The sequence below is a fragment of the Aeromonas sp. CD genome (assembly GCF_033349375.1).
Classification (GTDB): domain Bacteria; phylum Pseudomonadota; class Gammaproteobacteria; order Enterobacterales; family Aeromonadaceae; genus Aeromonas; species Aeromonas hydrophila.
The window spans coordinates 1,263,650-1,287,992 of sequence record NZ_CP137631.1; the positions used below are offsets into that span (position 1 = coordinate 1,263,650).

20 protein-coding genes are annotated in these 24,343 nt (G+C 64.6%); 6 read left to right on the forward strand and 14 right to left on the reverse strand.

Translation table 11 applies throughout. From position 1 onward, the window contains the following. The first annotated feature begins 170 nt into the window (after positions 1-170). On the forward strand, positions 171-1,466 hold the full coding sequence (locus R2E40_RS05905; protein WP_024946034.1) for an HAAAP family serine/threonine permease: 1,296 nt from the start codon (positions 171-173) through the stop codon (positions 1,464-1,466). Positions 1,467-1,533: 67 nt separating this feature from the next. On the opposite strand, the gene R2E40_RS05910 is transcribed toward R2E40_RS05905, so the two are convergent. Continuing rightward, complete coding sequence (locus tag R2E40_RS05910) at positions 1,534-2,574, reverse strand: MBL fold metallo-hydrolase (RefSeq protein ID WP_318164985.1); 1,041 nt, start codon at positions 2,572-2,574, stop codon at positions 1,534-1,536. A gap of 157 nt (positions 2,575-2,731) precedes the next feature. On the opposite strand from R2E40_RS05910, the gene R2E40_RS05915 reads away from it, so the two are divergent. Beyond that, complete coding sequence (locus tag R2E40_RS05915) at positions 2,732-3,622, forward strand: LysR family transcriptional regulator (RefSeq protein ID WP_318164986.1); 891 nt, start codon at positions 2,732-2,734, stop codon at positions 3,620-3,622. 136 nt (positions 3,623-3,758) lie between these two features. Further along, complete coding sequence (yjeH, locus tag R2E40_RS05920) at positions 3,759-5,039, forward strand: L-methionine/branched-chain amino acid transporter (protein ID WP_029301572.1); 1,281 nt, start codon at positions 3,759-3,761, stop codon at positions 5,037-5,039. Positions 5,040-5,080: 41 nt separating this feature from the next. Here the strand turns inward: yjeH and R2E40_RS05925 are convergent, their stop codons facing one another. The 4 genes from R2E40_RS05925 to R2E40_RS05940 form a co-directional block, all read right to left on the reverse strand. Continuing rightward, complete coding sequence (locus R2E40_RS05925; RefSeq protein ID WP_318165539.1) at positions 5,081-5,620, reverse strand: GNAT family protein; 540 nt, start codon at positions 5,618-5,620, stop codon at positions 5,081-5,083. Positions 5,621-5,703: 83 nt separating this feature from the next. After that, on the reverse strand, positions 5,704-7,431 hold the full coding sequence (locus tag R2E40_RS05930) for an ABC-F family ATP-binding cassette domain-containing protein (RefSeq protein WP_318164987.1): 1,728 nt from the start codon (positions 7,429-7,431) through the stop codon (positions 5,704-5,706). Between the two features lie 361 nt (positions 7,432-7,792). Beyond that, on the reverse strand, positions 7,793-8,230 hold the full coding sequence (locus tag R2E40_RS05935) for a PliI family lysozyme inhibitor of I-type lysozyme (protein ID WP_016349890.1): 438 nt from the start codon (positions 8,228-8,230) through the stop codon (positions 7,793-7,795). Positions 8,231-8,341: 111 nt separating this feature from the next. Next, positions 8,342-10,372, reverse strand: coding sequence for a M13 family metallopeptidase (locus tag R2E40_RS05940; protein ID WP_318164988.1), 2,031 nt, complete (start codon positions 10,370-10,372; stop codon positions 8,342-8,344). Positions 10,373-10,500: 128 nt separating this feature from the next. Between R2E40_RS05940 and tilS the strand changes: the two genes are divergently transcribed. After that, positions 10,501-11,841 carry a tRNA lysidine(34) synthetase TilS gene (gene tilS / locus R2E40_RS05945; protein ID WP_318164989.1) on the forward strand — a complete coding sequence of 447 codons (1,341 nt, stop codon included), beginning with the start codon at positions 10,501-10,503 and terminating at the stop codon, positions 11,839-11,841. 75 nt (positions 11,842-11,916) lie between these two features. Here the strand turns inward: tilS and R2E40_RS05950 are convergent, their stop codons facing one another. Beyond that, entirely contained in the window at positions 11,917-12,837 is a 921-nt protein-coding gene (locus tag R2E40_RS05950; protein WP_318164990.1) for a GGDEF domain-containing protein, read from the reverse strand. Between the two features lie 100 nt (positions 12,838-12,937). Here R2E40_RS05950 and R2E40_RS05955 point away from each other — a divergent pair, with 100 nt between their 5' ends. After that, a complete protein-coding gene (locus R2E40_RS05955; RefSeq protein ID WP_318164991.1) occupies positions 12,938-14,890 on the forward strand; it encodes a cation:proton antiporter in 1,953 nt (650 codons plus the stop codon). An 85-nt stretch (positions 14,891-14,975) separates the two neighbouring features. Here R2E40_RS05955 and R2E40_RS05960 read toward each other — a convergent pair whose 3' ends face one another. The 4 genes from R2E40_RS05960 to R2E40_RS05975 form a co-directional block, all read right to left on the reverse strand. Then, on the reverse strand, positions 14,976-16,121 hold the full coding sequence (locus R2E40_RS05960; protein WP_106551999.1) for a patatin-like phospholipase family protein: 1,146 nt from the start codon (positions 16,119-16,121) through the stop codon (positions 14,976-14,978). 121 nt (positions 16,122-16,242) lie between these two features. Continuing rightward, entirely contained in the window at positions 16,243-17,112 is an 870-nt protein-coding gene (locus R2E40_RS05965) for an alpha/beta hydrolase (protein ID WP_318164992.1), read from the reverse strand. Positions 17,113-17,183: 71 nt separating this feature from the next. Continuing rightward, a complete protein-coding gene (locus tag R2E40_RS05970) occupies positions 17,184-17,765 on the reverse strand; it encodes a TetR/AcrR family transcriptional regulator (RefSeq protein WP_017408581.1) in 582 nt (193 codons plus the stop codon). 91 nt (positions 17,766-17,856) lie between these two features. Next, the gene (locus R2E40_RS05975) at positions 17,857-18,501 is read right to left on the reverse strand and encodes a response regulator transcription factor (RefSeq protein WP_005303387.1); all 645 of its coding nucleotides are present in this window, start codon (positions 18,499-18,501) and stop codon (positions 17,857-17,859) included. Positions 18,502-18,659: 158 nt separating this feature from the next. Here R2E40_RS05975 and R2E40_RS05980 point away from each other — a divergent pair, with 158 nt between their 5' ends. Continuing rightward, positions 18,660-19,286 (forward strand): glutathione S-transferase, encoded by a 627-nt coding sequence (locus tag R2E40_RS05980; protein WP_318164993.1) that lies wholly within the window; start codon positions 18,660-18,662, stop codon positions 19,284-19,286. Between the two features lie 96 nt (positions 19,287-19,382). Here the strand turns inward: R2E40_RS05980 and R2E40_RS05985 are convergent, their stop codons facing one another. The 4 genes from R2E40_RS05985 to R2E40_RS06000 all read right to left on the reverse strand — a co-directional run bounded on the left by R2E40_RS05985 (position 19,383) and on the right by R2E40_RS06000 (position 24,292). Then, positions 19,383-21,491, reverse strand: a complete 2,109-nt coding sequence (locus R2E40_RS05985) for an alpha-amylase (protein WP_318164994.1) — start codon at positions 21,489-21,491, stop codon at positions 19,383-19,385. A 208-nt stretch (positions 21,492-21,699) separates the two neighbouring features. Continuing rightward, on the reverse strand, positions 21,700-22,863 hold the full coding sequence (locus tag R2E40_RS05990; protein WP_318164995.1) for a hypothetical protein: 1,164 nt from the start codon (positions 22,861-22,863) through the stop codon (positions 21,700-21,702). Then, positions 22,863-23,234, reverse strand: a complete 372-nt coding sequence (locus R2E40_RS05995; protein WP_005303379.1) for a GtrA family protein — start codon at positions 23,232-23,234, stop codon at positions 22,863-22,865. Before R2E40_RS05995 ends, R2E40_RS05990 begins: the two co-directional genes overlap by 1 nt. Further along, a complete protein-coding gene (locus R2E40_RS06000; protein ID WP_318164996.1) occupies positions 23,231-24,292 on the reverse strand; it encodes a glycosyltransferase family 2 protein in 1,062 nt (353 codons plus the stop codon). The genes R2E40_RS05995 and R2E40_RS06000 overlap by 4 nt, the downstream gene beginning before the upstream one ends. Positions 24,293-24,343: the final 51 nt, after the last annotated feature.

The following is a 24,343-nucleotide window of genomic DNA, read 5'->3' on the forward strand; positions in this document are numbered from 1 at the left end:
GCCGGCTTGTTTGTTGCAATTTGGTTGTTACATGGAGTGGTGACCAGCTTGCCGGGCCGACGGGATGAGAATAACAGGGATGGACTGCAGGAGTTCCAGGGAGATGGAACAGGGCATTGCGCCCGGTTGACTAGAAATTTTCTATTTTCCTTGATGACAGGAACACCCCTATGTCTGACATGAACATTGCAGTAGAAGGCAGCTTAGCCAGTAATGCGTCTTCCCGTGGCATCAACAAGGCCGATGTGGTCTGGATGCTGGGTCTGTACGGTACCGCCATCGGTGCCGGTGTACTCTTCCTGCCGATCAACGCCGGTGTAGGTGGTCTGTGGCCGCTGGTTGCCATGCTGGTCCTGGCCCTGCCGCTGACCTTCTTCGCCCACCGTGGCCTGACCCGCTTCGTGCTGTCCGGCTCCACCCGTGATGGCGACATCACCGAGGTAGTAGAAGAGCACTTCGGCAAGACCGCAGGCAAGTTCATCACCCTGCTCTACTTCTTCGCCATCTACCCGATCCTGCTGATGTACTCGGTAGCCATCACCAACACCGTCGAGAGCCTGATGGTGCACCAGCTGGGTATGACTGCACCTCCCCGTGCCATCCTGTCTCTGGCGCTGATCCTGGGTCTGATGGCGATCGTTCGCCTCGGCGGCCAGGTTATCGTCAAAGCGATGAGCGTGCTGGTATTCCCGTTCGTGATCACCCTGATGGGCCTGGCGCTCTACCTGATCCCGCACTGGAACGGTGCCATCATCACTGAAGCCCCGGCGCTGGGTGACGCTTTCAACGGCGACTTCCTGAAGACTCTGTGGCTGGCCATCCCGGTCATGGTCTTCTCCTTCAACCACTCCCCGATCATCTCCTCCTTCGCGGTGGACAACAAGGGTCGTTACGGTGAAGGTGCCGAGAAGAAGTGCAGCAACATCCTGCTGGGCGCCCACGTCATGATGGTGATGACCGTTATGTTCTTCGTATTCAGCTGCGTACTGAGTCTCTCCCCGGCTGACCTGGCTGCTGCCAAGGAACAGAACATCTCCATCCTGTCCTACCTGGCCAACCACTTCGACAACCCGGTTATCGCCACCGTGGCTCCGCTGATCGCCATGGTCGCCATCAGCAAGTCCTTCCTGGGTCACTACCTGGGTGCACAAGAGGGCATGAACGGTCTGATGGCCAAGTCCCTGCGTGAGAAAGGCAAGAACGTTGACGTCAAGCAACTGAACAAAGTGACCGCAGTGTTCATGATCCTGACCACCTGGGCCATCGCCACCATCAACCCGAGCATCCTCGGCATGATTGAAGACCTGGGCGGCCCGATCATCGCGATGCTGCTGTTCCTGATGCCGATGTACGCCATCACCAAGGTGCCGGCCATGCGCAAATACGCTGGCAACATCAGCAACGTGTTCGTAACCATCATCGGCCTGATCGCCATGTCCGGTATCATCTACAAGCTGATTGCCTGATAACACGGATTACCCGCTTGAATGAAGAAGCCGCCTCGCAAGAGGCGGCTTTTTTTATGGCCGGGATTCAGGGCTGGGCGTTGTCGATGTTCTCCGTCTGCCAGAGGGCGTAGCCCTTGCCGGCAGCGGTGGTGGGCAGGTCAATCTGCATCAGGTCATTGCCGATGACGAAGGGGCCCGAGTAGCTGGCGCGCAGGCTCTGCGCCAGATCCTTCACCCCGAGCTGGCCGTTGAGGCCGATGTGGCTGAACACGGTCAGCGCCGGTTTGGCTTCGTTCATTACCCTGGCTGCCTGCTCGGGAGAGGCGAGGTGGCCGGCGATCGCCCGGTAGCCCGGGTTGGCCTTCATGCGGGCGGCGGAGGTCATGGAGACGCAGTGCACCAGCAGATCGGCCCCCTTGGCCTCTTTCACCACCTGCGGGCTATAGCGGGTATCGCCGGAGAGCACCACGCTGTGGCCGTGGTAGTCGATGCGATAGCCAAACGATGGCTTGATGTTGACCCCGTGGTCGTTGTCAAAGGCGGTCACCTTGACCCCGTCCCGGTCGTAGACCACCCCGGCGGTCACCTCGTGGCTGTTGATCTTCACCCCGTCCAGCGGCGTCCCCTCATCCTTGACCCGGGTGGTGATGTCGGTGGCGTAGGCCTGCTGCAGGCCGTGAGCGAGGGCATCGGTGCCCTTGGGCCCGTAAAACTCCATCGGCGCGTGGCGCTGGCCATAGGCGGGTTGAAGCCAGCCGGTCAGCCAGAGATCCGCCAGCCCGTTGGTGTGATCCGAGTGGAAGTGGGTGAGGAAGAAGGCGTTGACCCGGCCGATGGGGATATGCAACTGCCACAAGCGGGTGGCGGAGTTGCGGCCAAAGTCGAACACCAGCTTCTGGTTGCCCGCCTCGACCAGGGTGCTGTAGCCACCGCGACTGATCTGGGGCACCGGGGTGCCGGTGCCGAGCAGGCTGACCCGGAAGATATCGGGCTGGGCTTGAGTCGCGGTCAGGGTGGCGCTGACAGGGGCGCTCTGCTGAGTGTTGATAAAACTGCTCTCGGCAGCCTGGCTGACACCGGTGGCCAGCAGACCGACCAGCAGGGCGGCCAGATAGGTACTTTTCATGGATGAATGTCCTGATGGGTGAGGTTGCTGATCACTATATTGGTAACCAAAAGTGCGATAAATTGGCCAAAAACCATTTCTTACTAAACTTTTGGTTGTGAATGTGGGCCGCTTGCAGCGGGCCAAATGGCCTCGAAACGTGGGCAAAGGAGGGGTTGTGGACCGATTGACCAGCATGCGCATCTTCACCCGGGTGGTGGATCTCGGCTCCTACAGCGCGGTGGCAAGCGAAGAGGGGATCAGCGCCCAGATGGTGGGCAAGCATGTGCAGGGGCTGGAGCAGTGGCTGGGGGGCAAGCTGTTTCACAAGACCACCCGCCAGCAGACCCTGACCGAGCTGGGCCAGCTCTTTCTGGCTCGCTGCCAGCGGGTACTGGAGGAGCTGGCACTGACCGAGTCGCTCACCCAGAATCTGCTGGCCGAGCCGGCCGGACGGCTACGCATCGCCGCCCCCCTCAGTTTTGGCCACCACCGGCTGGTGCCGCTGCTGCCCGCTTTTCTCGACCGCTACCCCAAGCTGGAGGTGGAGCTGCAGCTCACCCCGCGCTGGGTCGATCTGGTGGAGGAGGGGTTCGATGCGGCCATCCGCACCCTGCGCCCGCAGGATGAGGCGCTGATCGCCCGCCCGCTGCTGACCCAGCACTACCGCCTCTGCGCCGCGCCCGCCTACCTCGCTCGCCACGGCGTGCCCCGTCAGCCGGCCGATCTCGCCAGCCACCAGTGTCTGCACGGCAACTGGGGCGATCACGAGCGCTGGCAGTTTGTCGGGAGCGATGGCCAGAGCGAGGAGGTACGGGTGGCCTCGCGCCTTCGCATCAACCACTGGCCGGCGCTACTGACGGCGGCACTGGCGGGGGCCGGCATCAGCTTGCAGCCCGCCGATCAGGTGCAAGGCCATATCACCGCGGGGCGGCTGCTGCCTCTGCTCGATACCTACCGCATTCCGGACAAGACCCTCTATTTCATCTACCCGGCGGCGCGCCGCCAGGTGCTCAAGATCACCCTGCTGGGGGATTTTCTGGCGGAGGCGCTGCGCCACCGCAGCTGACCTCGACTCACCCGCGAGCCTCCCGGCCTGAATAAAGCACTGCATATTCTTGTCATCCTGCTTAACCATCGTGCTTAACAAAGGGGCGAGGGAGGCCTAACATGGCGGGATGTTTTTCTAGTCGGGACAAAAGGATATGTCTGGGTTGAAAAAGGATCTCGGGCTCTGGCAGGGGATGGGGCTGCTCGCCACCTCGCTGCTGGGCACCGGGATCTTCGTGGTACCGGCGACTGCCGCCTCGCTGGCGGGTGGGGCCTCGCTGTGGGCCTGGTTGCTGTTGATTGCGCTGGTGCTGCCGATTGCCTTTACCTTCGCTCGCCTCGGCCGCCGTTACCCCCACGCCGGCGGCGCGCCACACCTGATTGGCCTTGCCTTTGGCAACGGCGCCGAGCGCTTCTCCGCCTTCCTGTTTCTGGCAGTGCTGCCGGTGGGCCTGCCCGCCGCCCTGATGATTGCTGCCGGCTTCTGGCACGCCCTGTTCGACCTGGGGGAGTGGACCCTGTGGGGCATCCAGCTGCTCACCCTGCTCGGGGTATTTTTGCTCGGGCTGCGCGGGGCACGCTCCTCCGGCAACCTGCAGTTGCTGATCGCGCTCGCCATTTTGGGGCTCACCCTGCTCATCTGGTTCAAGGGGGATATCAGCTGGCGCGACGCCGCCCGGCCGCTGCCGACGACGGACGAGTGGCCTGCCATGGCCACCGCACTGGCGGTGATGTTCTGGTGTTTCGTCGGGCTTGAGGCCTTCGCCCACATGGGGGAGGAGTTCAAGCGACCGGAGCGGGACTATCCGCTGGCCCTGCTCGGCGGGGTGCTGCTGGCGGGGCTCATCTACTGGGTGCATTCGCTGGTGGTGCTCAAATACGGCCTCTACGGCGATGAGGCGACCAACGCCACCGCTATTCCGGCCCTGCTCTCGCTGCTGTTCGGCCCCACCGCCAAGTGGCTGGTGGCGGTGCTCGGCTATCTCTCCTGCTTTGCCAGCATCAACATCTACCTGCAGGGGTTTGCCCGGCTGATCTGGAGCATGGCGCGCGAAGGCAAGCTGCCGGTCTCGCTGGCCCGCCTCACCGCCCGCGGTGCACCGCTGCGGGCCTTGAGTCTGGTGCTCGCCATCTGTCTGGTCTGCATCACCCTGATCATCTGGCTGCGACTGCCGCTCGATGAGCTGATCCGCTACGCCAATGGCAACTTCGTGCTGGTCTACCTGCTCTGCATGGCGGCGGGTTGGCGCCTGCTCGGCGGGGTGGGCAAGGGGCTGGCGGGGGTGAGCGTGCTGCTCTGTGCCCTGGTGCTGGTGGCGCTCGCCTCCCAGGTGCTCTATGCCGTGGTGCTCAGTCTTGGCTACGGCTGTTTCTCGTTGTGGCGGCGCAGACGCCGCCGCTCGGCGTCCGATGAGGGTGTCTGCGCCATCAAGTAATCTGAAAAAAAGCCCCGCAGTGCGGGGCTTTTTGTTGCAGGTCACAGGCTGGTGGGCAGGTCGCTGCGCAAGATGGCGTAGTGGCGCAGGGAGATGAAGCCATCCCCCTTGCGTTCGCATTCCCGCGCGGTGCCCTCGTAGTGAAAGCCGGCCCGCTCCAGCAGGCGGGCGGAGGGGAGGTTGGGCTCCTCCACCACCGCCAGCAGCCGGTGCAGCTCGCTGGTGCAATAAGTGAGCGGCAGCCACAGTTGCAGCGCCGCGCTCATCACCCCCTTGCCCCAGTGTTCGGGATAGAGCCAGTAGCCCAGCTCGGCCCGCCGGTGAGTCGGGTCGGCATCGTTGTAGCCGATGGCGCCGAGCGGTTCGTCCGTGTTCTGGTCGCGAATGAGGTGCCAGGCGCCACGGCCGGTGCGGGTCAGCTCGGCATACCAGGCCATCTGGGCCTGGCACGCCGTCAGGCTGTCGTAGCTGACGCCGTAGTAGGCGACGACCCGCGGATCGGACAGGCCGCGGTAGATGTGGGGCAGATCGGCGTCGCTGACTGGATCCAGCCTGATGTGGGGTTGTTGCATTGCTGTCATGGTGGCTCCTTGCGGCCAGCCGTGGCTGGCCGCGAGTGGTGGGTCAAACAGGGATGGCTGGCAGAGCCGGTTGATGGCTCTGCTCATGATCCGACCAGCCCGAGCTGGTCGGTGAGCCTGGTCAGCTCGTCGCGCCACTGCTGCTGCAGGCGCGGGGTCTGGTGCCTGGGCTTGCGGGCCAGATCGGCGGCGAGCAGGGCATCGAGTTCATACCAGCGTGCCAGCAGCGCCTCTTCGTCATCCGCCGGGCCGGCCGGGGCCTGCCCCATGGCGGGGGCGGCCAGGCTTGCCTTGTCTGCTGCCGACCCGAGCAGCTCGGCATAGGCCCGCTCGGCGCTGTGAGCCTCCTGGATGCGGCCGTCTTTGATCAGCCAGAAGCGGTTGCAGCTGCGCTCGATCAGCTCCCGATCGTGAGAGACCAGCAGCACACCGCCCGGGAAGGCGGCAATCGCCTCGGCCAGCTCCTCCTTGCCCGCCAGATCCAGGTGGTTGGTGGGCTCGTCGAGCCAGAGCATGTGGTGACTGCCGAGCGACAGGGCGAGAAACAGCAGCCGTGCCCGCTCGCCCCCGCTCAAGCTGTGCACCTGCTGGCCGTGGCGGGCATAGGGGAAACCCGCCCGGATCAGCGCCTGACGCCGGGTGGTCTCCGGCAGAGGGGCCAGCGGGTAGAGGACGTCGCTCAGGGTGGCGTCGTCAGCCAGCTGCTGCAGGGACTGATCGTAATAGGCGATGCTGGCGCCGGGGTGGCAGTACCAGCCTGCCTGCGGGCTCTGCGCGGCCAGTTCGCGCCAGCACTGGCGCAGCAGGGAGGACTTGCCGGTGCCGTTGGCACCGAGCAGGGCGACCCTGTCACCCGCCCGCAGCCAGAGCCCTTCGGCGCGCAGCAGCGGCGGCAATGCTGGCGCCGGTGCCACGTCGAGGGCCTCCAGCCGCAGCAGGGTGTCGGCGGGCAGGCTCAGTCCGCGCAGCTCGAGCCGCCAGGGGGCCAGCGCCGCCACCTGGCTCTGCTCCTCCTGCAGGCGGGCGATGCGTTTTTCCATGGACTTGGCCTGGCGCACCAGCTTCTCGTTGTCATGCTCCCGCCCCCAGATGGCGAGGCGCTTGCTGCTGGCGCTCAGGCGGTCGATCTCCTTTTGCTCGTCAGCCCGGCGCAGGCGGGCCTGCTCGTCTTCGGCGGCCAGCGCCGCCCGGGCCTGGCTGCAGGGCAGGGCGAAGCGGTGCAGCTCGCCATCGCGCAGGATCAGGGTCTGCTCGGTGACCCGGTCCAGCAGGCGACCGTCGTGGGAGACCAGCACGAAGGCGCCGCGCCAGCCCAGCAGAAACTGCTCTAGCCAGAGCAGGGCGGGCAGATCCAGGTGGTTGCTGGGCTCATCGAGCAGCAGCAGGTTGGGTTGGCGCAGCAGGGCACGGCCTATCTGCAGTCGGCTGTGCTGGCCGCCGCTCAGCGCACTGACCGGCAGCGCGGCCTGGGCCTCCAGCTGCAGCTCGGCCAGCAGCTTGTCCACTTGCCATTCGGCGCTCGGGTCATTGCCCAGCGCATCCAGCAGCACGGCGCGGGTGCTGAGGGTTGAAAGCCTGGTCGGCAGTTGCTGGGCCACGAACTCGCAGCGGCAGGCTGCGGCCTGCACGACCCGGCCGGCCTGGGGCGTGCGCTCGCCCGCCAGCAGTGCCAGCAATGTGCTCTTGCCGCAGCCGTTGGCACCGACAAGGCCGAGCCGGTCGCCCGCGCGGATGCCGAGTTCGAGGTGGTCAAATAACGGAAGGTGCCCCGCACTCATCTGCAGGGAATGGGTACTCATCAGGGTTGTCATGCTCTTGCTCTCTTAAATCGCGGGATCGAAAATCCCTGTCATCAGGAGCGCTGGCGACAACGGCAGAGTCGAGAAAGGTCTCGGTATGGAAGGGAGTCGGCTTTGCTCGAACCCGCTATCGCAGCGCGATGGTATGCAGGCAAGAGCACGCGAATGTGCCGAACAGGCGAGCCGAGAACATCGGACACGCTTGGATAACCATTTTTTACCTCCTTGTGTTTCGTGATGGCACGGTGCGGCGATTATAAGCGCAGAAAAAATAGCCGTCTATCCATGGCGGTGCCCTGCGGGTGAGGCGGGAAGGCGCGTTGTCAGCGGCGGGACAAAAAACGCCCCGCTGGGCGGGGCGTGGTGATGGGGGTCAGTCGCGCGGGGTCTTGAGCGCCTGGATCACATCTTCATTGGGGGCCAGCCCCTCCACGTGGTTGAAGCTGTCCAGCCCCTCTTGCGGGTTGATGGTGAAGGCGTCGGCACTCAGGTAGCTGCCGCTGCCGGCACTCTCGACCACGACGATGAGCTCGGGCTGCTTGTCGCCGTTGAGATCCAGCAGCTTGAGCTCCTTGATGCTGCCATCGCGCGGCAGCACCTTGCCGTCGATGAACTGATCCAGCGGGAACTGGGGGTTGGCGCCGGAGTAGAGGCGCACGTCGTAGCTGCCGGTGGAGGCCGGTTCGCCGCGCCCTTCGCTGACGGTCACTACCTGGCCTGAGGGGAGCGTCAGCTGTTTGAAGAACCCGTCCGCCGCCTGGCTGGCGAGGGGCAGGGTGAGCAGGCCGAGTGTCATGAGCAAGGCTTTCATCGGTTTGACCCTTGTTACTGCGGCGGCGGTTGCCCGCCACCTGTGTCACTGTGCGAACCGACCGGGCAATCCCCGCCGGTTCGCGTCATCCGCCCCTCATCGGGGCGGTCATTACCAGATCTTGACCCGTTTGGCCGGGTCCAGATAGAGCTTGTCACCCGGCTGGATCTTGAACGCCTCGTAGAAGGCGGGGATGTTCGGTACCACGCCGTTGACCCGGTATTCCGGCGGCGAGTGGGGATCCGAGGCGAGCAGCATCTGCATCAGCTCGGGGCGATACATGCCCTTCCATACCTGGGCCCAGCCGAGGAAGAAGCGCTGTTCGCCGGTGAAGCCGTCCAGCACCGGAGCCTCCTTGCCATCCAGCGACAGCAGGTAGGCCTTGTGGGCGATGGTGAGGCCGCCCAGATCGCCGATGTTCTCCCCCAGGGTGAACTGGCCGTTGACGAACTGCCCCTTGATGGGCTCGAAGCGGTTGTACTGGGCCACCAGCCGGCTGGTGCGGAAGCGAAACTCCTTGAGATCCTGGGGCGTCCACCAGTCGCGCATCACGCCGTCACCGTCGGATTTGGCGCCCTGATCATCAAAACCGTGACCCATCTCGTGGCCGATCACCCCGCCGATGGCACCGTAGTTGACCGCGTCATCCGCCGTCATGTCGAAGAAGGGGGGCTGCAGGATGGCGGCCGGGAAGACGATCTCGTTGTTGCTCGGGTTGTAGTAGGCGTTCACCGTCTGCGGCGACATGTGCCACTCGTCTCTGTCTACCGGCTTGCCGAGGCGCGCCAGGTTGTCGGCGTATTCGAAGGCGCGGGCCCGCTGCAGGTTGCCCACCAGATCGCCGGCACGGATTGCAATGGCGCTGTAGTCCTTCCACTTGTCCGGGTAGCCGATCTTGGGGCGGAACTTGGCGAGCTTGGCCTGGGCCTGGGCCTTGGTGGCCGGCGACATCCAGTCCAGCTCCTCGATGCTCTGGCCGTAGGCGGTGCGCAGGTTCTCCACCAGCTGCTCCATGCGGGCCTTGGCCTCTGGCGGGAAGTAGCGCTCCACGTAGAGCTTGCCTACCGCCTCGCCCAGGTGATCGTCCAGTACGCCGAGGGCCCGCTCCCAGGGGGCGCGTTGCTTGGGCGTGCCGCTCAGGGTGGTGCCGAAGAAGGCGAAGTTCTGGGCATCGGTCTGGCTGTCGAGGTAGGGGGCGTAATCGGTGATGAGATGCCACTTGAGGTAGGCCTGCCAGTCGCCGACCGGGGTCTGCTGCATCACCTCGTTGAGGGCCGCGAGATAGGTCGGCTGGCCGATGATGAGGCTGCTCTGGCCGGCGAGGCCGGCCTGGGTCAGGTAGGCATTCCAGTCGATGGCAGGGGCGAGGCGTTTGAGCTCGCTCTGGGGCCCCTTGTTGTAGTTCTTCTCCCGATCCCGCAGGGTGACGTTGTCCCACTGGATCCGGGCGAGTTTGCTCTCGAGGGCCAGGATGCGTTTGGCCTTGGCGTTCGCATCCACCTCGCCGAAGCGGCCCAGCATGGTGGCGATGTGCTGCTCGTATTTCTGGCGCAGTGCCTGGCTGGCGGCATCCGTCTTGAGGTAGTAATCCCGATCCGGCAGACCGAGCCCGGCCTGGTAGAGGTAGACCGCATAGCTGTCCGGCGCCTTGGCGTCGGCATCGACCCAGAAACCGAACGGGGCGCCGCCGCCGTTGCGACCGCTCTGGGCGAAGGCCCGGGCCAGATCCTGCGGCGTGCGGATCTGCTCGATCTCGCTCAGCATCGGCATCAGCGGCGCCGTGCCCTTGGCGTTGCGGGTCGTCTGATCCAGATAGCTCTGGTAAAGGTCGTGGATCTGCTGGGCCGGTGTGCCGGCGGCGGCTTTGCCGTCCAGCCCTTCCACCAGCACCCGCACGTCCGCCAGGGATTTGTCGCGCAGCATGTAGAAGGCGCCGTCGGCGGGCCTGTCGTCCGGGATCTTGGCGGTGGAGAGCCAGTGGCCATTCACGTAGCGAAAGAAGTCGTCACCGGGTTTGACGCTGGTGTCCATGTTGGCCAGCGCGAGGCCGGAGTGTTTGTCTGCGCCGTCCGGGGCCTGACTGCAGCCGGCCAGCAGGGCCAGCCCGATGAGGGCGGCCAGTATGCTTTTTTTGTTGTTCATTATGTTGGATTCCAATTCGGGTTATGCGGCTTCCTTGCCCACGCAGGGAGCGTCTCACTCTAGCAGTCGGGTTAGCGCTTGATAAGCCCGAGTCTGCTAAGATCGGCCTGGTCGTATTGGGGAAGCCTATGATTTCTCGTATTTATTCTCGTTTTTGTCAGACCCTGCCCGCGCCGGAAGGTTCCCGTGGCCTGCTGGTAGCCTTCAGCGGCGGGCTCGACTCCACCGTGCTGCTGGTGCTGGCGGCTCGATTTGCCGGCGCCCACGGCCTTGCCCTGCGCGCCCTGCACGTCCATCACGGCCTGAGCCCACATGCCGATGAGTGGGTGGCCCACTGCGAAGGGGTGTGTCAGCAACTGGCGGTGCCGCTGCTGGTCGAGCGGGTGCAGTTGCAACGGGGCTGTGGCGACAGCCTGGAGGCGCAGGCGCGGGAGGCCCGCTATCTGCGTCTCGCCGCTCAGCTGGGGGAGGAGGAGTGGCTGCTCACCGCCCATCATCAGGACGATCAGCTGGAGACCCTGCTGCTGGCGCTCAAGCGCGGCGCCGGTCTGCGCGGGCTGGCAGGTATGGTGCCGAGCCAGCCCTTTGCCGGTGGCCTGTTGCTGCGCCCCTTGCTCGAGGTGAGCCGGGCCGAGCTGGCGGAGTGTGCCGCCACCCTCCCCTATGGCTGGGTGGAGGATGAGAGCAACCAGGATGTGAGTTATGACCGCAACTTCCTGCGCCAACGGCTCATTCCCCAGCTCAAGGCCCGCTGGCCCGCCATGGCCCAGACCGCGGCGCGCAGCATGGCGCTGTGCGCCGAGCAGGAGGCACTGCTGGAGGAGCTGGCAGAGGCCGACTGGCGGTTGGCGGCAGCAGGAGAGGCGCTGCAGATCGCGCCGCTGCTGGCTCTGTCAGGTACCCGGCGCAACAACCTGCTGCGTTACTGGATCCGCCGCCAGGGGGGCGAGATGCCCTCCCGCGAGCAGCTCGGTCTGCTCTGGCAGGAGGTGGCGCTGGCACGGGAAGACGCCAATCCCCAGCTCAACTGGGGCGGGCAGAGCTGCCGCCGCTTTCAGGGCCGGCTTCATCTGGTGCGACCCGGGCTGCAGCCTCGCCACGAGCAGCTGACATTGGCCGTGGGGGAGACGCTGAGCCTGCCGGACGGGCTGGGGGAGGTGCGCTTGCTGCCGCGAGTGGAAGGCGAGGGGCTGAGGCTGCCAAGGGCGGACGAGCCGCTGTCGGTGCGCTTCGGGGTGGCCGCCGGCAGCATGCTCAAGCCGGTAGGGCGCGGCGGCAGCCGGCGCCTCAAGAAACTGCTGCAGGAGTACGGAGTTCCCTCCTGGCAGCGCGGCCGCATTCCCATCCTCTATTACGGCGAGCAGGTGGCGGCGGTGGGTGAGCTGTTCCTCTGTGACGGATTCATGACGCAGGACGCCGGTCTGGCCTGGCACTGGCTGCCGGCGGCGGCCTGTCAGCCCCCGGGGTGACGCTCTCCTTCGCCAACGCGGATAACGGACAAGGCCGGCATATGCCGGCCTTGTCGTCTCCTGCGGCTGGCCGGTTCAGTCCAGCAGGCCGGCCTTGCCCGCCTTCTTGCGGGCATAGAGGTGGGCATCGGCGGCCTCGTACAGGCTGTGCACGTCTACCCCGGACTGCCAGCTGGCTGCTCCCAGGCTGCAGCCGACCGAGAAGGTGCTGAGCTCCTTGTGGATCATCAGCATGTGCTGCAGGCGCAGCCAGACCGGGCGCCAGGCCTCGGGCTCGGCGGGTTGCAGCAGCAGGGCGAACTCGTCGCCGCCGAGGCGAAAGGCCTGATCCGTGCTGCGGATGCAGTGGGTCAGCAGCTGGGCGAAGCGGCTCAGCACCAGATCGCCGACCGGGTGGCCCCAGGTGTCGTTGATCTGCTTGAAGTTGTCGAGATCCAGCAGCACCAGTACCAGACCGTGGGATTCCCGGCTGTGCTGCTCTACCGCCCGGCCGATGGCTTCGTCGAAGTAGGAGCGGTTGCCGAGCCCGGTCAGGTGATCGAGCCTGACCTGCAGCTCCAGCTGTGACAGGCGCAGATAGAGAGGCAGGGGCAGGCAGAGCAGCTGGTGATACTGCTGCAGGATCCGCTGCTGGCTGCCGCTCAGGGCATGTTCCAGGGTGTAGTGCAACTGGCCGATCAGCTGGCCATGCTGGCCGCGCAGCTCGAACGGGTAGCTGTGCAGGGTCAGGCTGGCCTGGGGCGGATGCTGGATCAGGGTATGAGGCTGGCCGCAGTCGAAGTGCAGGCTGTGGATCCGGACAATTCTTGCCGCACGATCGGCAAAGATTGCCAGCAGGCTGCCGAGGTCCATCTGCACCAACAACAACTCGAGCAACTGGTTGCGATCCTGACTGGCCAGCGGCGTGAGCCGCTCCATCTGGCGAACCCACTGCTCGATGCCATGTCCCAGACCATTCAATGATGATGTGTTTTCCACGGTACAGCCCTCAAACAACCTACTTCCTGACACTTACTTGCAATCCTTGTGCCCAAAATATGTTCGATGCGAACAAGAGTGGCTGGCTAGGCTTAAGTAGATAAAAAGGGAGGAAATATTGTACGCAGATGTGTTGATCCTGCTGCTTGCCGCCGTCTTGTTGGTGGCGATTTTCCGGCGCCTCGGCCAGCCGGTGATCCTCGCTTACCTGCTTGCCGGGGTACTGCTCGGCCCCTATGGCGTCGCCGTGATCACCGGCCAGGCGATCATGCAGACCATCGCCGAGCTCGGCATCGTCTTTCTGATGTTCTCGCTCGGGCTCGAATTCTCGCTGCCCAGGCTCATCGCCATGCGCCGGCTGGTGATAGGGGTGGGTGGTTTGCAGGTGCTGCTCACATCATTGCTGTTTTTCGCCATCGCCTGGTGGTGGGGCTTGAGCCTGCCCCAGGCGCTGGTGGTATCTGGCACCCTGGCGCTCTCGTCCACCGCCGTGGTGATCAAGCAGCTGGGGGAGCAGAAGCAGCTGCACACCCGCCGCGCCCAGCTCGGGGTGAGTGTGCTGCTGTTTCAGGATCTGGCGGTGGTGCCGCTGCTGGTGATGATCCCCATCCTGGCCAGGCCCGAGATCCAGGGCAGCGCCCTGCTGGCGGAGATCGCCTGGGCCACCCTCAAGGGGCTGTTTGCCCTGCTGAGCCTGCTGGCGGTGGGCAAGTGGCTGCTGCCGCTGCTGTTTCACGAGGTGGCGCGGGCCCGCTCCGACGAGCTGTTCGTGCTGAGCGCCCTGCTGGTGGCGCTGCTGGCCGCCTCGTTGACCCAATGGATGGGGCTCTCCATGGCGCTGGGGGCCTTTCTGGCGGGCATGATGCTGGGGGAGTCCCACTATCGCCATCAGCTGGAGGTGGACATCCGGCCGTTTCGGGACGTGCTGATGGGGCTCTTCTTCATCACCATCGGCATGACCATGGACTGGCAGCGGGTGGCGCAGGACTGGTGGCTGGTGGCCACCAGCGTGCTCTGCCTGATCCTGTTCAAGTCCCTGCTGGTGCTGCTGGCCGGCCGGCTGATGGGGGAGCGCAAACGCGATGCCATGGCGGCGGGGATCATGCTGAGCCAGGTGGGGGAGTTCGGCTTCGTGCTGCTGGCACTGGCCAACCACCACGGTCTGCTCGACCATCGGCTGGTCTCCCTGCTCATCGGCATCGGCGTCACCTCCATCGCCATGACGCCCTGGCTGGTGCTGCAGGCCCATCATCTGGCCCGCTCCCTCACCGATCCGGCCCTGCTCACTCGCTCCGAGGTGGCCCAGTCGGGCCTGAGCAAGACCCAGCACGTGATCATCGCGGGCTTTGGTCGGGCCGGCCAGACCTGCGCCCGCTTTCTCAAGCAGGAGGAGATCCCCTTCCTGGCGCTGGATCTCGACCCGGAGCGGGTGAGCGAGGCCAAGTCGGCGGGGGAGCAGGTGGCGTTCGGCGATGCCAGCCGCCGCGACATCCTGCTGGCCGCTGGCCTACTGCGGGCCAGGCTGGTGATCATCACCTTTGACGATCACAAGCGGGTCGAGGCCATGCTGGCGCTGATCAGGGAGCTGGCGGGGGAGGTGAAGGTGCTGGTGCGCACCCGCGATGACAGTTTTCTGGAAGCGTTCAAGCGGGCGGGCGCCTTTGAAGTGATCCCCGAATCTCAGGAGGGGGCCCTGATGCTGGTCTCCCACTTGCTGCTCAACTGCGACATTCCCATCGGCCGGGTGATCCGGCGCATGGAGCACGAGCGCAGCAGCCAGTACCGCTTTCTGCACGGTTTCTACTGGGGGGATCAAAGCGCCGGCAATCTGGAAACGGACCAGCTGCTCGAACGGTTGCACCCCGTGCTGCTGCACGAGCAGGCCTGGGCGGTGGGGCGCAGCGTGCAGACCCTGGCGCTGGAGACGGTGCGGATCAAGGAGGTACAGCGCGGCGAGTTGCGGCTGGAGCCCAAGCCTGAGCTGGTGCTGGCGGCAGGGGATCGGCTGGTGCTGTTCGGCAATGGGGTGGCGGTGGAGCAGGCGGAGCAGCGCCTGCTGGAGGGGCGTTAGCCCTCCCTCAAGGTGTATTCATCCTCGCCGCAGGTGAATGAGCCGCTTGCTGGTGGGCTTGCCGGCCCCCCCTCAAGGGCTCAATTCAAGCTTCGGCCGGTACCATCTCCTCTATCCCCAGAAACGCTTCTACCCGCCGGCGCTCGTTCAGGGTATCCAGGTAGCCCAGCTTGATCAGCTGCTGGCAGTAGCCGGGATAGAACATCAGGAAACTGGCCAGGCTGCTGGTCTCGTCCCCCGTCACCCCCAGTACCCGCAGCAGGCGGCGCAGGTGCACCGGCAGCTTGCGCAGATAGGCCAGCGCCAGCAGGTCGAGATCCTGGCTCGGCTTGAGCACGCAGGTCTCCACCCGTTTGAGTTTCAACCGGTTGCGCTCCCGCTCCGGGATGAGATCCAGGGTCTGGTTGATGCGCCACAACCGCTCCAGATCCGAGTTGAGGGTGTCGGTGAAGACGGTGTCCAGCAGGTGGCTGGCGATGTTGGAGCTGGTCAGGTGGCCATGGTGGAAGGTGGGCGCCGTGTGCGCCGGCGGATCCAGGGTGATCAGCAGGATCCGCTCTGCCCCCAGGTGGATGGCGGGGCTGAGCGGGCTCAACTGATGGATGGATCCGTCGCCGTAGAACTTGTCGCCGATGTGAGTGGCCGGGAAGACGAACGGCAGCGCCGAGGAGGCGAGCAGGTGATCCGAGGTGAGCAGGGTGCGCAGCCCGCGCCGTCTGGCCCGCTCCCACGGCAGGTGCTCGGCTCGCCCCTGAAAGAAGGTGGTGGAGAGGCCGTCGTCGTAGTCGGAGGCGGTGATGGCCAGCGCCTCCAGGCTGCCGTAGAGGATGTTGTCGTCGATGCGGTGATAGTCGATGAGCTGATCCAGCAGGCGGCGCAGCGGCGCGTTGTCGAACAGGTGAAAGGCGTGGTTGGTGTGGGGATTGATGAGCCCCGCCGAGCCCTCGTACATCAGTCGCCACAACAGGCGCCCTGGGTGAAAGTCAAAGATGTGGTGGGTCTCGAAGCGGCGCCAGACCCACTCCAGCTTGCGTACCCCCAGATGAAAGCAGGAGGCGTAGCAGGCCAGCGCGGTGACATTGATGGCGCCGGCCGAGGTGCCGCACAGGATGGGAAACGGAATGCCGAGATTGCGGGGATAGAACTCGGCGATCGCCTTGAGGGCGCCGACCTGATAGGCGGCGCGGGCACCACCACCGGTCAACAGAAGAGCTGTGTTGGGTTTGGCCATGATACTGCGCCTTATGCATGCCACTGGGGGTGTTGCCACCGAGCAATTTAACTATAAGACGCTGTATCAAATATAAAAACAGGCCTGCCAACCATTTTTTGCAGGCCCTTTTTGAGGCTGTTCAGTTGGCGCAGCGGGCGGCGCTCAGCTGATCGAACGCGGCGAATGCGGGGGCACTGGCGAGGATGCGGCCGTGACCGAGGCCGCGGGTGCTCACCAGCCGGGTGCGGCCATCCTGGGTGGCGCGCAGGGAATCACCGTGCGGGGCGAAGCGGTCCTCCTCATCGTGCACTATGATGGCGGGCCCGCTGCGGCCGGCGAGCCGCCCCAGCGGGTCGACCGTGCTCAGGGGGTGCTGGTACTCCTGCTCAATTTCCTTGACCACCGCATCGAACAGCCGGATGGAGTAGCCGGAGCGCGCCACCATACCGTAGAGCTGGGGCACGTAGTCGAGCACCGGCGAGATGAGCAGCAGCGGCAGGGCATCCAGCTCGCGTCGGCGGCTGGAGAGGGTGACGGCGCCCCCCATGCTGTGGGCGATGACGCCCTGCAGCGGGCCGTACTCCGCCGTCATCTTCTCCACCAGTTCGTCGAAGGCACGCACGAAGCGGGGCAGGTGGCCGGTATGGCCGGCGCTGTGGCCGTGCGCCGGGTGATCGTAGGCAATGGCCGTGAAGCCCTGGGCGGCGATGTGGCTCATCAGCGGGTAGAACTGGCCGGCGCTGCCTGACCAGCCGTGCATCAGCAGCCAGACCGGCCCCTGGCCGAGCCGGTAGCTCATCAGGGTGCCTTCGCTGGTGTGCACGGCCTGTTTGACCAGTCCGGCCGGCGCCGTGTCATCCCGCTGGTTGCGCTGGGGGGTGAGCAGCAGCTTGCTGGCGGTGCGCTTGGCATGAGCGGGGGCCAGGGTGTGATGCAAGCGGGTGCCAAGGCCAAGCAGCCATTTGCTCGGGCTGAAGCGGCGGGTGTTGAAGTAGATCTTGCTGCTCATGGTCATCCTGTGGTTTTTATGTGCGAACGGTCGTGCTTTTTTGTCGGTTTTAAAAAAGAGAGGTCAATCCATCAGCGCCAGCCATCCAGCAGCGTCTCCACTTCTGGCCAGAAGTGGCGGGCCGGATCCTGACACAGATCGAGGGCATTGAACACCTGATCCGCCAGATAGAGGCCATAGAGGCGATAGACGGCGCGCCAGGGATCCATGTCGCTGCGCCACTCGCCCTCGCTCTGTCCCTGCACCACCTGGCGGGCCAGGTAGTCGAGCCAGAAGCGCACCAGCTGGCGGGCGGCCTGCTGCACCTCCCCCTCCTGGGCCGAGGTCCAGGCGTCGAGGAACATGCAGCGGCCGGCGAAGCACTGGTTCCAGGCCAGCCAGGCCTGCAGCAGGGCCGTCAGCTTGGCTCGCTGGCTGCCGTGCTGCTGCTGGCGCACCGGCTGGATCACCCGCTCCCGGAACACCTCGGCGGCGTACTCCAGCACGGCGATCTGCAGGTTGTCGCGGGACTGGAAGTGGGCAAACAGGCCGCTTTTCGACATCTCGCAGGCGCTGGCAAGGGAGCCGATGGTGAGGCTCTCCAGCCCCTGCTGGCTCGCTTGCTCGAACGCAGTCTGCAAAATGTTGTCGCGGGTCAGCCGGCCCTTGCTCATCGCACTCTCCTTCATTGACCGGGGCAGCATAAAGTACGACCGTGCTATTTGTCGAGCGGCGAATCGGCCTGCAAGAGGGGATGAGGCGGGCTCAGTCATCCTTGATATCCATCTGCTGCAGGGCGATGACCGCCTGGGTGCGGTTCTTGACGCCCAGTTTGCGGAAAATGGCAGTGATGTGGGCCTTGATGGTGGCCTCGGAGACGTTGAGCTCCCAGGCGATCTGCTTGTTGAGGCTGCCGTCGCGCAGCATCACCAGCACCTTGTACTGCTGGGGGGTGAGGCTGGCCAGCTTGCTGGCGAAATCGGCGCCCTCACAAGGCTCGGGGTGGAGCGAGATGCCGGCCGGCACCCAGTTGTCACCCCCGATCACCGTATTGAGGGCGTTGACCAGCTCCTTCATCGGCGCCGATTTGGGGATGAAGCCGAGCGCGCCGAGCCGTAGCACCTGCTGGATGATGGCAGGCTCTTCCGAAGCCGACACCACCACGATGGGCAGGTCGGGATACTGGCCGCGCAGGTGGGCGAGGCCGGAGAAGCCGTTGGCCCCCGGCATCTTGAGATCGAGCAGCAGCAGGTCGACTTCCGGGTGCTCACCCAGCAGGTGGGCCAGGCTGTCGATGGAGTCTGCTTCCAGCAGCTGGGCATCGTCGATGGCCATGTGCACCGCTTGATAGAGGGCGCCCCGAAACAGGGGGTGGTCATCTGCGATGACGATGGTAAATTGGCTGTCCATTGCTCACATTGTTGCTAACTGATTGTTTTGGAAAATCAAACTAGCACCGCTCCCGGAGAGGGTCAAACCTGCCGGCGCGCAAATGTGAAGCGACCGTCGGATGTCGTGCCATTGGGGCAGATGGGATGGTCATGAACAACTCATGCAGGAGGCAATAGATGGGATCTCTGGTATTGACGGTGGGCACCGGCTCCACCTGGGCGATGCGGGCGGCGCTGGTGCTGGCCATGAGCGGGCTGGAGTGGCAGGAGCAGGTGTTTGACCTGGAGGATGCCAAGGAGCTGCAGCGGCTCAAGCGGCTGGCCCCCGCCGGCCTGGTGCCCTGGCTCGATCACGACGGCGTGCGGATACACGACTCGCTGGCCATCGCCGAGTACCTGCACGAGCTCTGTCCCGACCGCCAGCTCTATCCCGAAGCGCGAGCCGAGCGGGCGCTGGCCCGCAGTCTTTGCGCCGAGCTGCACGCCGGTTTTCGCCAAATTCGCACCCTGCTGCCCTTCTTCCTCGGCGCTCCCACCCGCAGCGAACCGCCGGTGGAGGCCATCGGCGAGCTGGCCCGGCTGCAGACCATCTGGTCCCAGGCGCGGGGGCCCTTCTATTTTGGCGAGGCGGGGATCCTCGATGCCTTTTATGCGGTGATGGCCTACCGGCTAGCGAGCTACGGCATCCAGCTGCCCGGGCAGGCGGGTGCCTATCAGCAGGCGCTGCTGGCCTGGCCGCTGTGGCAGCAGACCCTGGTCAAGGCACGCCTGCAGTGGCCGGCGGCGGCTCGTCAGCCGCAGTGAACCCGCTGGCGCAACCGCCTGTTTGAACGGCTGGAGTAAACAGAAAGGGGAGCCACTGGCTCCCCTTTCTGTTTGGGGTTGATTCCTTAAGCTGGATTATGGCTGGCGGCCGGCGAACACCACCACCACCTTGTCATCTCCCTTCTCCCGCACGAAGGCATAGGGGCTGTCGGCCAGTTTCTTGTGGCTGCCCGCGGCGACGGCCGGGTGGGCGGCGCGGAACTGGCCGAGCCGCTGCCAGTGCTTGACCAGCTCGGCCTTCTCGCCGCCGGCCAGCTCCTGCCAGTTCATGTCCGAGCGCAGTGCCTGATCGAACACGCCGCCATCCTTGGCGAGCCCGCGGCCGGACTCATCGCCGTAGTAGATCTGGATGCCGCCCGGCAGCAGCATGAAGCTGCTGGCGACCCGGCGCTGCAACGGCACGTCCTGATAGTCGCCGAAGAACAGCTTGGTGTCGTGGGAGCTGATGTAGCTCAGCACGTTGAACTCGGGATCCCGATTGATGCGGCTGGCGTAGCCGGCATAGGTGGGCTCGGCGCTGGCCAGACACTGGGCTTGGGGCAGGGCGAACTCGCGCTGATAGTCGAAGTTGATCAGCGAATCGAAACCGTTCTGGTACCAGAAATCCTTGGCCACCCCGTGATCCCACACCTCGCCCACCATGTAGAAGGGCAGATCGTCGAGCTTCTTGGCCGGGTTGGCGGCTTTCCACTCCTTGAGGGCGGCGGTGCCGGCCTGCTTGAGGCGGGCCCACACCTCGGGCTCCAGGTGTTTGACGGTGTCAGCCCGAAAGCCGTCGATGCCGAAGCGGCGCACCCAGTCGGTGTGCCAGGCAATCAGATAGTCGCTGACGGTGGCGTTGGGCAGTGGCTTGGCCCTGGTGTCCTGTTTGGCCGCCAGCAGCGGCGGCAGCCCCACCGGCTTGGTGGATTCGGTGAGGAAGTCCGGCAGTCCCGCCACCGAGCCGGTGACGTCGTCGGTACCGGGCTGCGGGTAGCCGGGCAGGCCGGCCCGCACCCAGTCACCGCTCCACCACTGGTTCCACTTCGGCGACTGGTAATCGATGAACTGGTTGTAGCCATGCCAGTTGAGGCCGCCGCTCGGGCGCCACTGGTTCCAGCGGGCCGGCAGTTTGCCGGTGTTCTGGGTGAGGTCGGTGAGCCCCAGATCTTGCAGGTCGGCGAGGGTGGCGTAGCCGGCGTGGTTCATCACCACGTCGAGGATGATGCGCATGCCGCGCTTGTGCGCCTCGTCCACCAGGGTCTTGAGGCTCTCCTCGTCGCCGTAGTTGGGATCTATCTTGGTGAAGTCGAGCGCCCAGTAGCCGTGATAGGCGTAGAAGGGGAAGTTGCCCTGCTCGCCGCCACCGATGAAACCGTGCACCTGCTCTACCATGGGGGTGATCCAGATGGCGTTGATGCCGAGCTGCTTGATGTAGTCGAGCTTGGCGGTCAACCCCTTGAAGTCACCGCCGTGCCAGGTGGCCACTTCATCCTGACCGTCCTGTTGGCGCCCGAAGCTGTGGTCGTTGGCGGTATCGCCGTTGTTGAAGCGGTCGGTCAGCAGGAAATAGACGCTCGCCTGATCCCAGCTGAAGGGAGCCGCCGTAACCGCTTTGACCGGTTCGAGCAGCAGCAGGCCACCGCTCTCTTTACTCGGCGTCAGGGTCAGCTTGCCGCCCTTGACCACCCCTTGCTGGCCGGAGTAGGCGTCCCGCAGCTGGGTGCCGTCGGGCCAGACTCCTTTCAGGGATACGGTAACCGGGCCGCCATCCCAGCTGATGCAGGGTTCCGCTGGCGGCTGGCGTTTGAACTCGCTCTTCTTGGTGGCTCGCAGCACCTTGAGGCTGGGGGTATCCGGGTTGAAGGTGAACTGATAATCCCCCGCCAGCATCACCCGCAGGTTGAAGTGCTGCCCCTTGCTGCACTTGTCCATGGGCTGAGCGGTGCCGAAGGGGAGCGGCTTGGTCTCGCTCGGGCCGAAGCTGGTGCCGCAGCTTCGGCCCACGTCGCTGATGCGGATCTGATGGCTCCCCTTGGTGAGCGGATGGGTCAGCTGCACCGCCCCCTTGTCCAGCGTCAGCGGCGCGCCGACCGGCTGGTCATCCACGTAGAGGCGCACCTCGGCGGCCATGGCCTGATGGAGGAAGAGGGGGCTGGCCAGCAGGGCGAGCCAGAGGGAAGAAACCGAGGGAGTGCGACGCATAAGCCATTCCTTGCTGGGGTTAAGCGGACCAGATTGCCGTCAATGGGGCTCATTCTAGGAGGCATGAGGGCGGGCTTGGACAGGCAAACCGTCGATTTGTGACATCAGTTCAAATGGTTACGTTTTCAAGAATGGAAAAGTGTGAGCGGGGTGTCGCGCCCATAAAAAAAGCCGGTCGATGGACCGGCTTGTTGCATTGCCACCTTCGTCACACGGTGAAGAACTTGAAGTTGACGAAGGCCACCGCGATGAAGGATGCCACCATGCCGCTGATGCAGAGCACGGCCGGGCGAATGGCCGGCCAGCGATGGGTCAGCAGGATGATCGCCAGCATGGTCGGATAGAGGCCGAACATGTAGCGCGGCATGGCGTTGAGCCCTGTCATCAGCGGAATGGTGCAGCAGATGAACATCAGGGTCGCCTCGGCCCAGCGCTTCTGGCTGAACAGATAGAGGTTCAGAGCCCAGCCAAACATCACCATGATGGAGAGGTAGGATTTGCGTCCGCCCAGCTCGAAGCCGCTCAGCCACCAGTCCAGCGGGCTGTCCATGTAACGGCCCCAGGCCACCTGGATGTGCTTGAACGCCAGCGCATCACCGGTGAGGTGATAGAGATAGAACATGTAGGCGAACAGGCCGAGCGGGATCATCCAGAGGGTGAACACCACCTTGAAGGCGCGCTCGGTGAAGCGGAAGAACTCGCGCCAGCCGTAGGCCTGCAGCGCCAGGATCAGCACCGGGAACACCATCATCACCCCCAGGTTGCGGGTGGCGGAGATGAACACGCCGAGCAGCGCCACCATCAGCCACTGCTGGCGATAGGCGAACAGGAACATCCCCAGCATCAGCGCCATGAACATCGACTCGGTATAGCCGGAGACGAAGTAGGCGGAGAAGGGGGAAAAGGCGAGCAGCCAGACGCCGAAGCGGGCGGTGTCGTCACCCAGCTTGAGCTGGCGCAGCACCAGCAGCATCAACGGCAGGCTGATGAAGAACGCCAGGTTGGCCACCAGCATCAGGCCGATCAGACTCTCGACGTTGAGCAGGTTGGAGATGGCGCCGGAGATCATCGGGTAGAGCGGCATGAAGGCCCAGTTGGCCGCATTGCCCTTGCTCAGCCAGCGCGGGTAGAGATCGTAGCCGTTCTCGATGATGCGCTGGAACCAGACGCAGTCGAACTGGCAATAGGCCTGCAGCGGGCCTATGTCGGGGGAGCCGTAGAGCTGCACACCGAAATAGCCCATGCCGTAGAGGGCGGCCCGGCTCAGTACGAAGGCGGCGATGATCATCAGCCAGTCACGGCTGCTGATGGCCAGTGACGGGCGATAGGGGCCCGCATTGTCAGGGGTGATGGAGGTAGTCATGTCATTCATCAGGCAAATACCCAGATCCTGGAGAGGAGGTAGGTGAGCACGGTGACCGTCAGGGTGGCGATCACCACCGGCAACAGACCGGAAAGACCCGCAAACAGCAGACCGCTCAATATCAGGTTACGCACCGCCAGCGAGAAGAGGGCGACCAGCAAGAACTTGCTGGCGGCACCCTGTTTCTGGAAGGTGATGTAACGGTGACCGAAGAAGGAGAACCAGAAGGCGATGGCAAAGGCCAGCGTCGTCACCAGGTGCTCCGAGATGGTGGGCCAGGTGTGAAACAGGGCGATGGAGGTGCCCAGATCGACGAGGGTAGCCCCCCCGCCGACAAACCCGAAACGTACCAGCCGCCAGAATTCCTCGCGGGAGATCATTGAGAAGCCTGCTCCTGCTGGCCATCAGCGGCTTTCGCGGCAGCAGCCTTCTTGCCGGCGCTCTTCTTGCTGCCGGTGGCGGCGTCCTGCTTCGGCTCTTCATCCTGCTTGGCATACTGGCCGTACACCCCTTCGATGAGGTAGACGGGGCGCTGCTTCACTTCGACGAACATGCGGCCGATGTACTCACCGATGATGCCGAGCGACAGCAGCTGGATGCCGCCGAGGAACAGTACCACCGACATCAGGGAGGCGTAACCCGGCACGTCGATGCCGAAGAAGACCACCTGAGTGACGATCTTGAGGATGTAGAGGAAGGCGATGAAGGAGACGCCGACGCCGACGTAGCTCCATACCCGCAGCGGCCAGCTGGAGAAGCTCATCAGACCGTCGAGGGCGAAGTTCCACAGCTTCCAGTAGTTGAACTTGGTCTCGCCGGCGTGGCGGGCGGGACGCTCGTAGGGCACGCCGACGGCACGGAAACCGGCCCAGGCGAACAGCCCCTTCATGAAGCGGTTGCGTTCCGGCAGCTGCTTGATCGCCTCGACCACCTTGCGGTCGATCAGGCGGAAGTCGCCGGCGTTCTCCGGCAGCTTGGTGCTGGTGGAGAGGGCGTTGAAGAAGCGGTAGAAGCCACCGGCGGTGAGGCGCTTCATCGGGGTGTCGGCGCTGCGATCCACCCGGATGCCGTAGACGGTGTCGTAGTCGCCGGTCTGCCACAGCTTGACGAATTCGAGAATGAGTGCGGGCGGATCCTGCAGATCCACGTCCATCGGCACCACGGCATCACCCTTGGCGTGATGCAGGCCGGCGGTCATGGCCGCTTCCTTGCCGAAGTTGCGGGCCAGGTTGACCAGGGTGACGCGCGGGTCGCGGGCGATGGCCTGCTCGACCACCTCACGGGTGCGGTCGCGGCTGCCGTCGTTGACGAATACAATTTCCAGCTGATCCTTGAGCGGCGCCAGTTCGTTATCTATCGCGTTGATGAAGGCATCTATGCTCTCTTCCTCGTTGTAAACGGGAACGATCAGAGAGAGTCGAAAATCGGCATGCGACATGAAAACTTCCTTATTTGGAAAATTATTTTATAAAACAGCGTATTGGAGAAT

What these genes read in the sequence shown, in the direction of transcription:
- tilS (WP_318164989.1), top strand. Translation starts at nt 10,501, where the DNA reads ATGATTTCTCGTATTTATTCTCGTTTTTGTCAGACCCTGCCCGCGCCG.
- R2E40_RS05940 (WP_318164988.1), bottom strand. Translation starts at nt 10,372, where the DNA reads ATGAACAACAAAAAAAGCATACTGGCCGCCCTCATCGGGCTGGCCCTG.
- R2E40_RS05995 (WP_005303379.1), bottom strand. Translation starts at nt 23,234, where the DNA reads ATGATCTCCCGCGAGGAATTCTGGCGGCTGGTACGTTTCGGGTTTGTC.
- R2E40_RS05980 (WP_318164993.1), top strand. Translation starts at nt 18,660, where the DNA reads ATGGGATCTCTGGTATTGACGGTGGGCACCGGCTCCACCTGGGCGATG.
- R2E40_RS05990 (WP_318164995.1), bottom strand. Translation starts at nt 22,863, where the DNA reads ATGAATGACATGACTACCTCCATCACCCCTGACAATGCGGGCCCCTAT.
- R2E40_RS05975 (WP_005303387.1), bottom strand. Translation starts at nt 18,501, where the DNA reads ATGGACAGCCAATTTACCATCGTCATCGCAGATGACCACCCCCTGTTT.
- R2E40_RS05935 (WP_016349890.1), bottom strand. Translation starts at nt 8,230, where the DNA reads ATGAAAGCCTTGCTCATGACACTCGGCCTGCTCACCCTGCCCCTCGCC.
- R2E40_RS05910 (WP_318164985.1), bottom strand. Translation starts at nt 2,574, where the DNA reads ATGAAAAGTACCTATCTGGCCGCCCTGCTGGTCGGTCTGCTGGCCACC.
- R2E40_RS05970 (WP_017408581.1), bottom strand. Translation starts at nt 17,765, where the DNA reads ATGAGCAAGGGCCGGCTGACCCGCGACAACATTTTGCAGACTGCGTTC.
- R2E40_RS05965 (WP_318164992.1), bottom strand. Translation starts at nt 17,112, where the DNA reads ATGAGCAGCAAGATCTACTTCAACACCCGCCGCTTCAGCCCGAGCAAA.
- R2E40_RS05960 (WP_106551999.1), bottom strand. Translation starts at nt 16,121, where the DNA reads ATGGCCAAACCCAACACAGCTCTTCTGTTGACCGGTGGTGGTGCCCGC.
- R2E40_RS05905 (WP_024946034.1), top strand. Translation starts at nt 171, where the DNA reads ATGTCTGACATGAACATTGCAGTAGAAGGCAGCTTAGCCAGTAATGCG.
- R2E40_RS05985 (WP_318164994.1), bottom strand. Translation starts at nt 21,491, where the DNA reads ATGCGTCGCACTCCCTCGGTTTCTTCCCTCTGGCTCGCCCTGCTGGCC.
- R2E40_RS05930 (WP_318164987.1), bottom strand. Translation starts at nt 7,431, where the DNA reads ATGACAACCCTGATGAGTACCCATTCCCTGCAGATGAGTGCGGGGCAC.
- yjeH (WP_029301572.1), top strand. Translation starts at nt 3,759, where the DNA reads ATGTCTGGGTTGAAAAAGGATCTCGGGCTCTGGCAGGGGATGGGGCTG.
- R2E40_RS05925 (WP_318165539.1), bottom strand. Translation starts at nt 5,620, where the DNA reads ATGACAGCAATGCAACAACCCCACATCAGGCTGGATCCAGTCAGCGAC.
- R2E40_RS06000 (WP_318164996.1), bottom strand. Translation starts at nt 24,292, where the DNA reads ATGTCGCATGCCGATTTTCGACTCTCTCTGATCGTTCCCGTTTACAAC.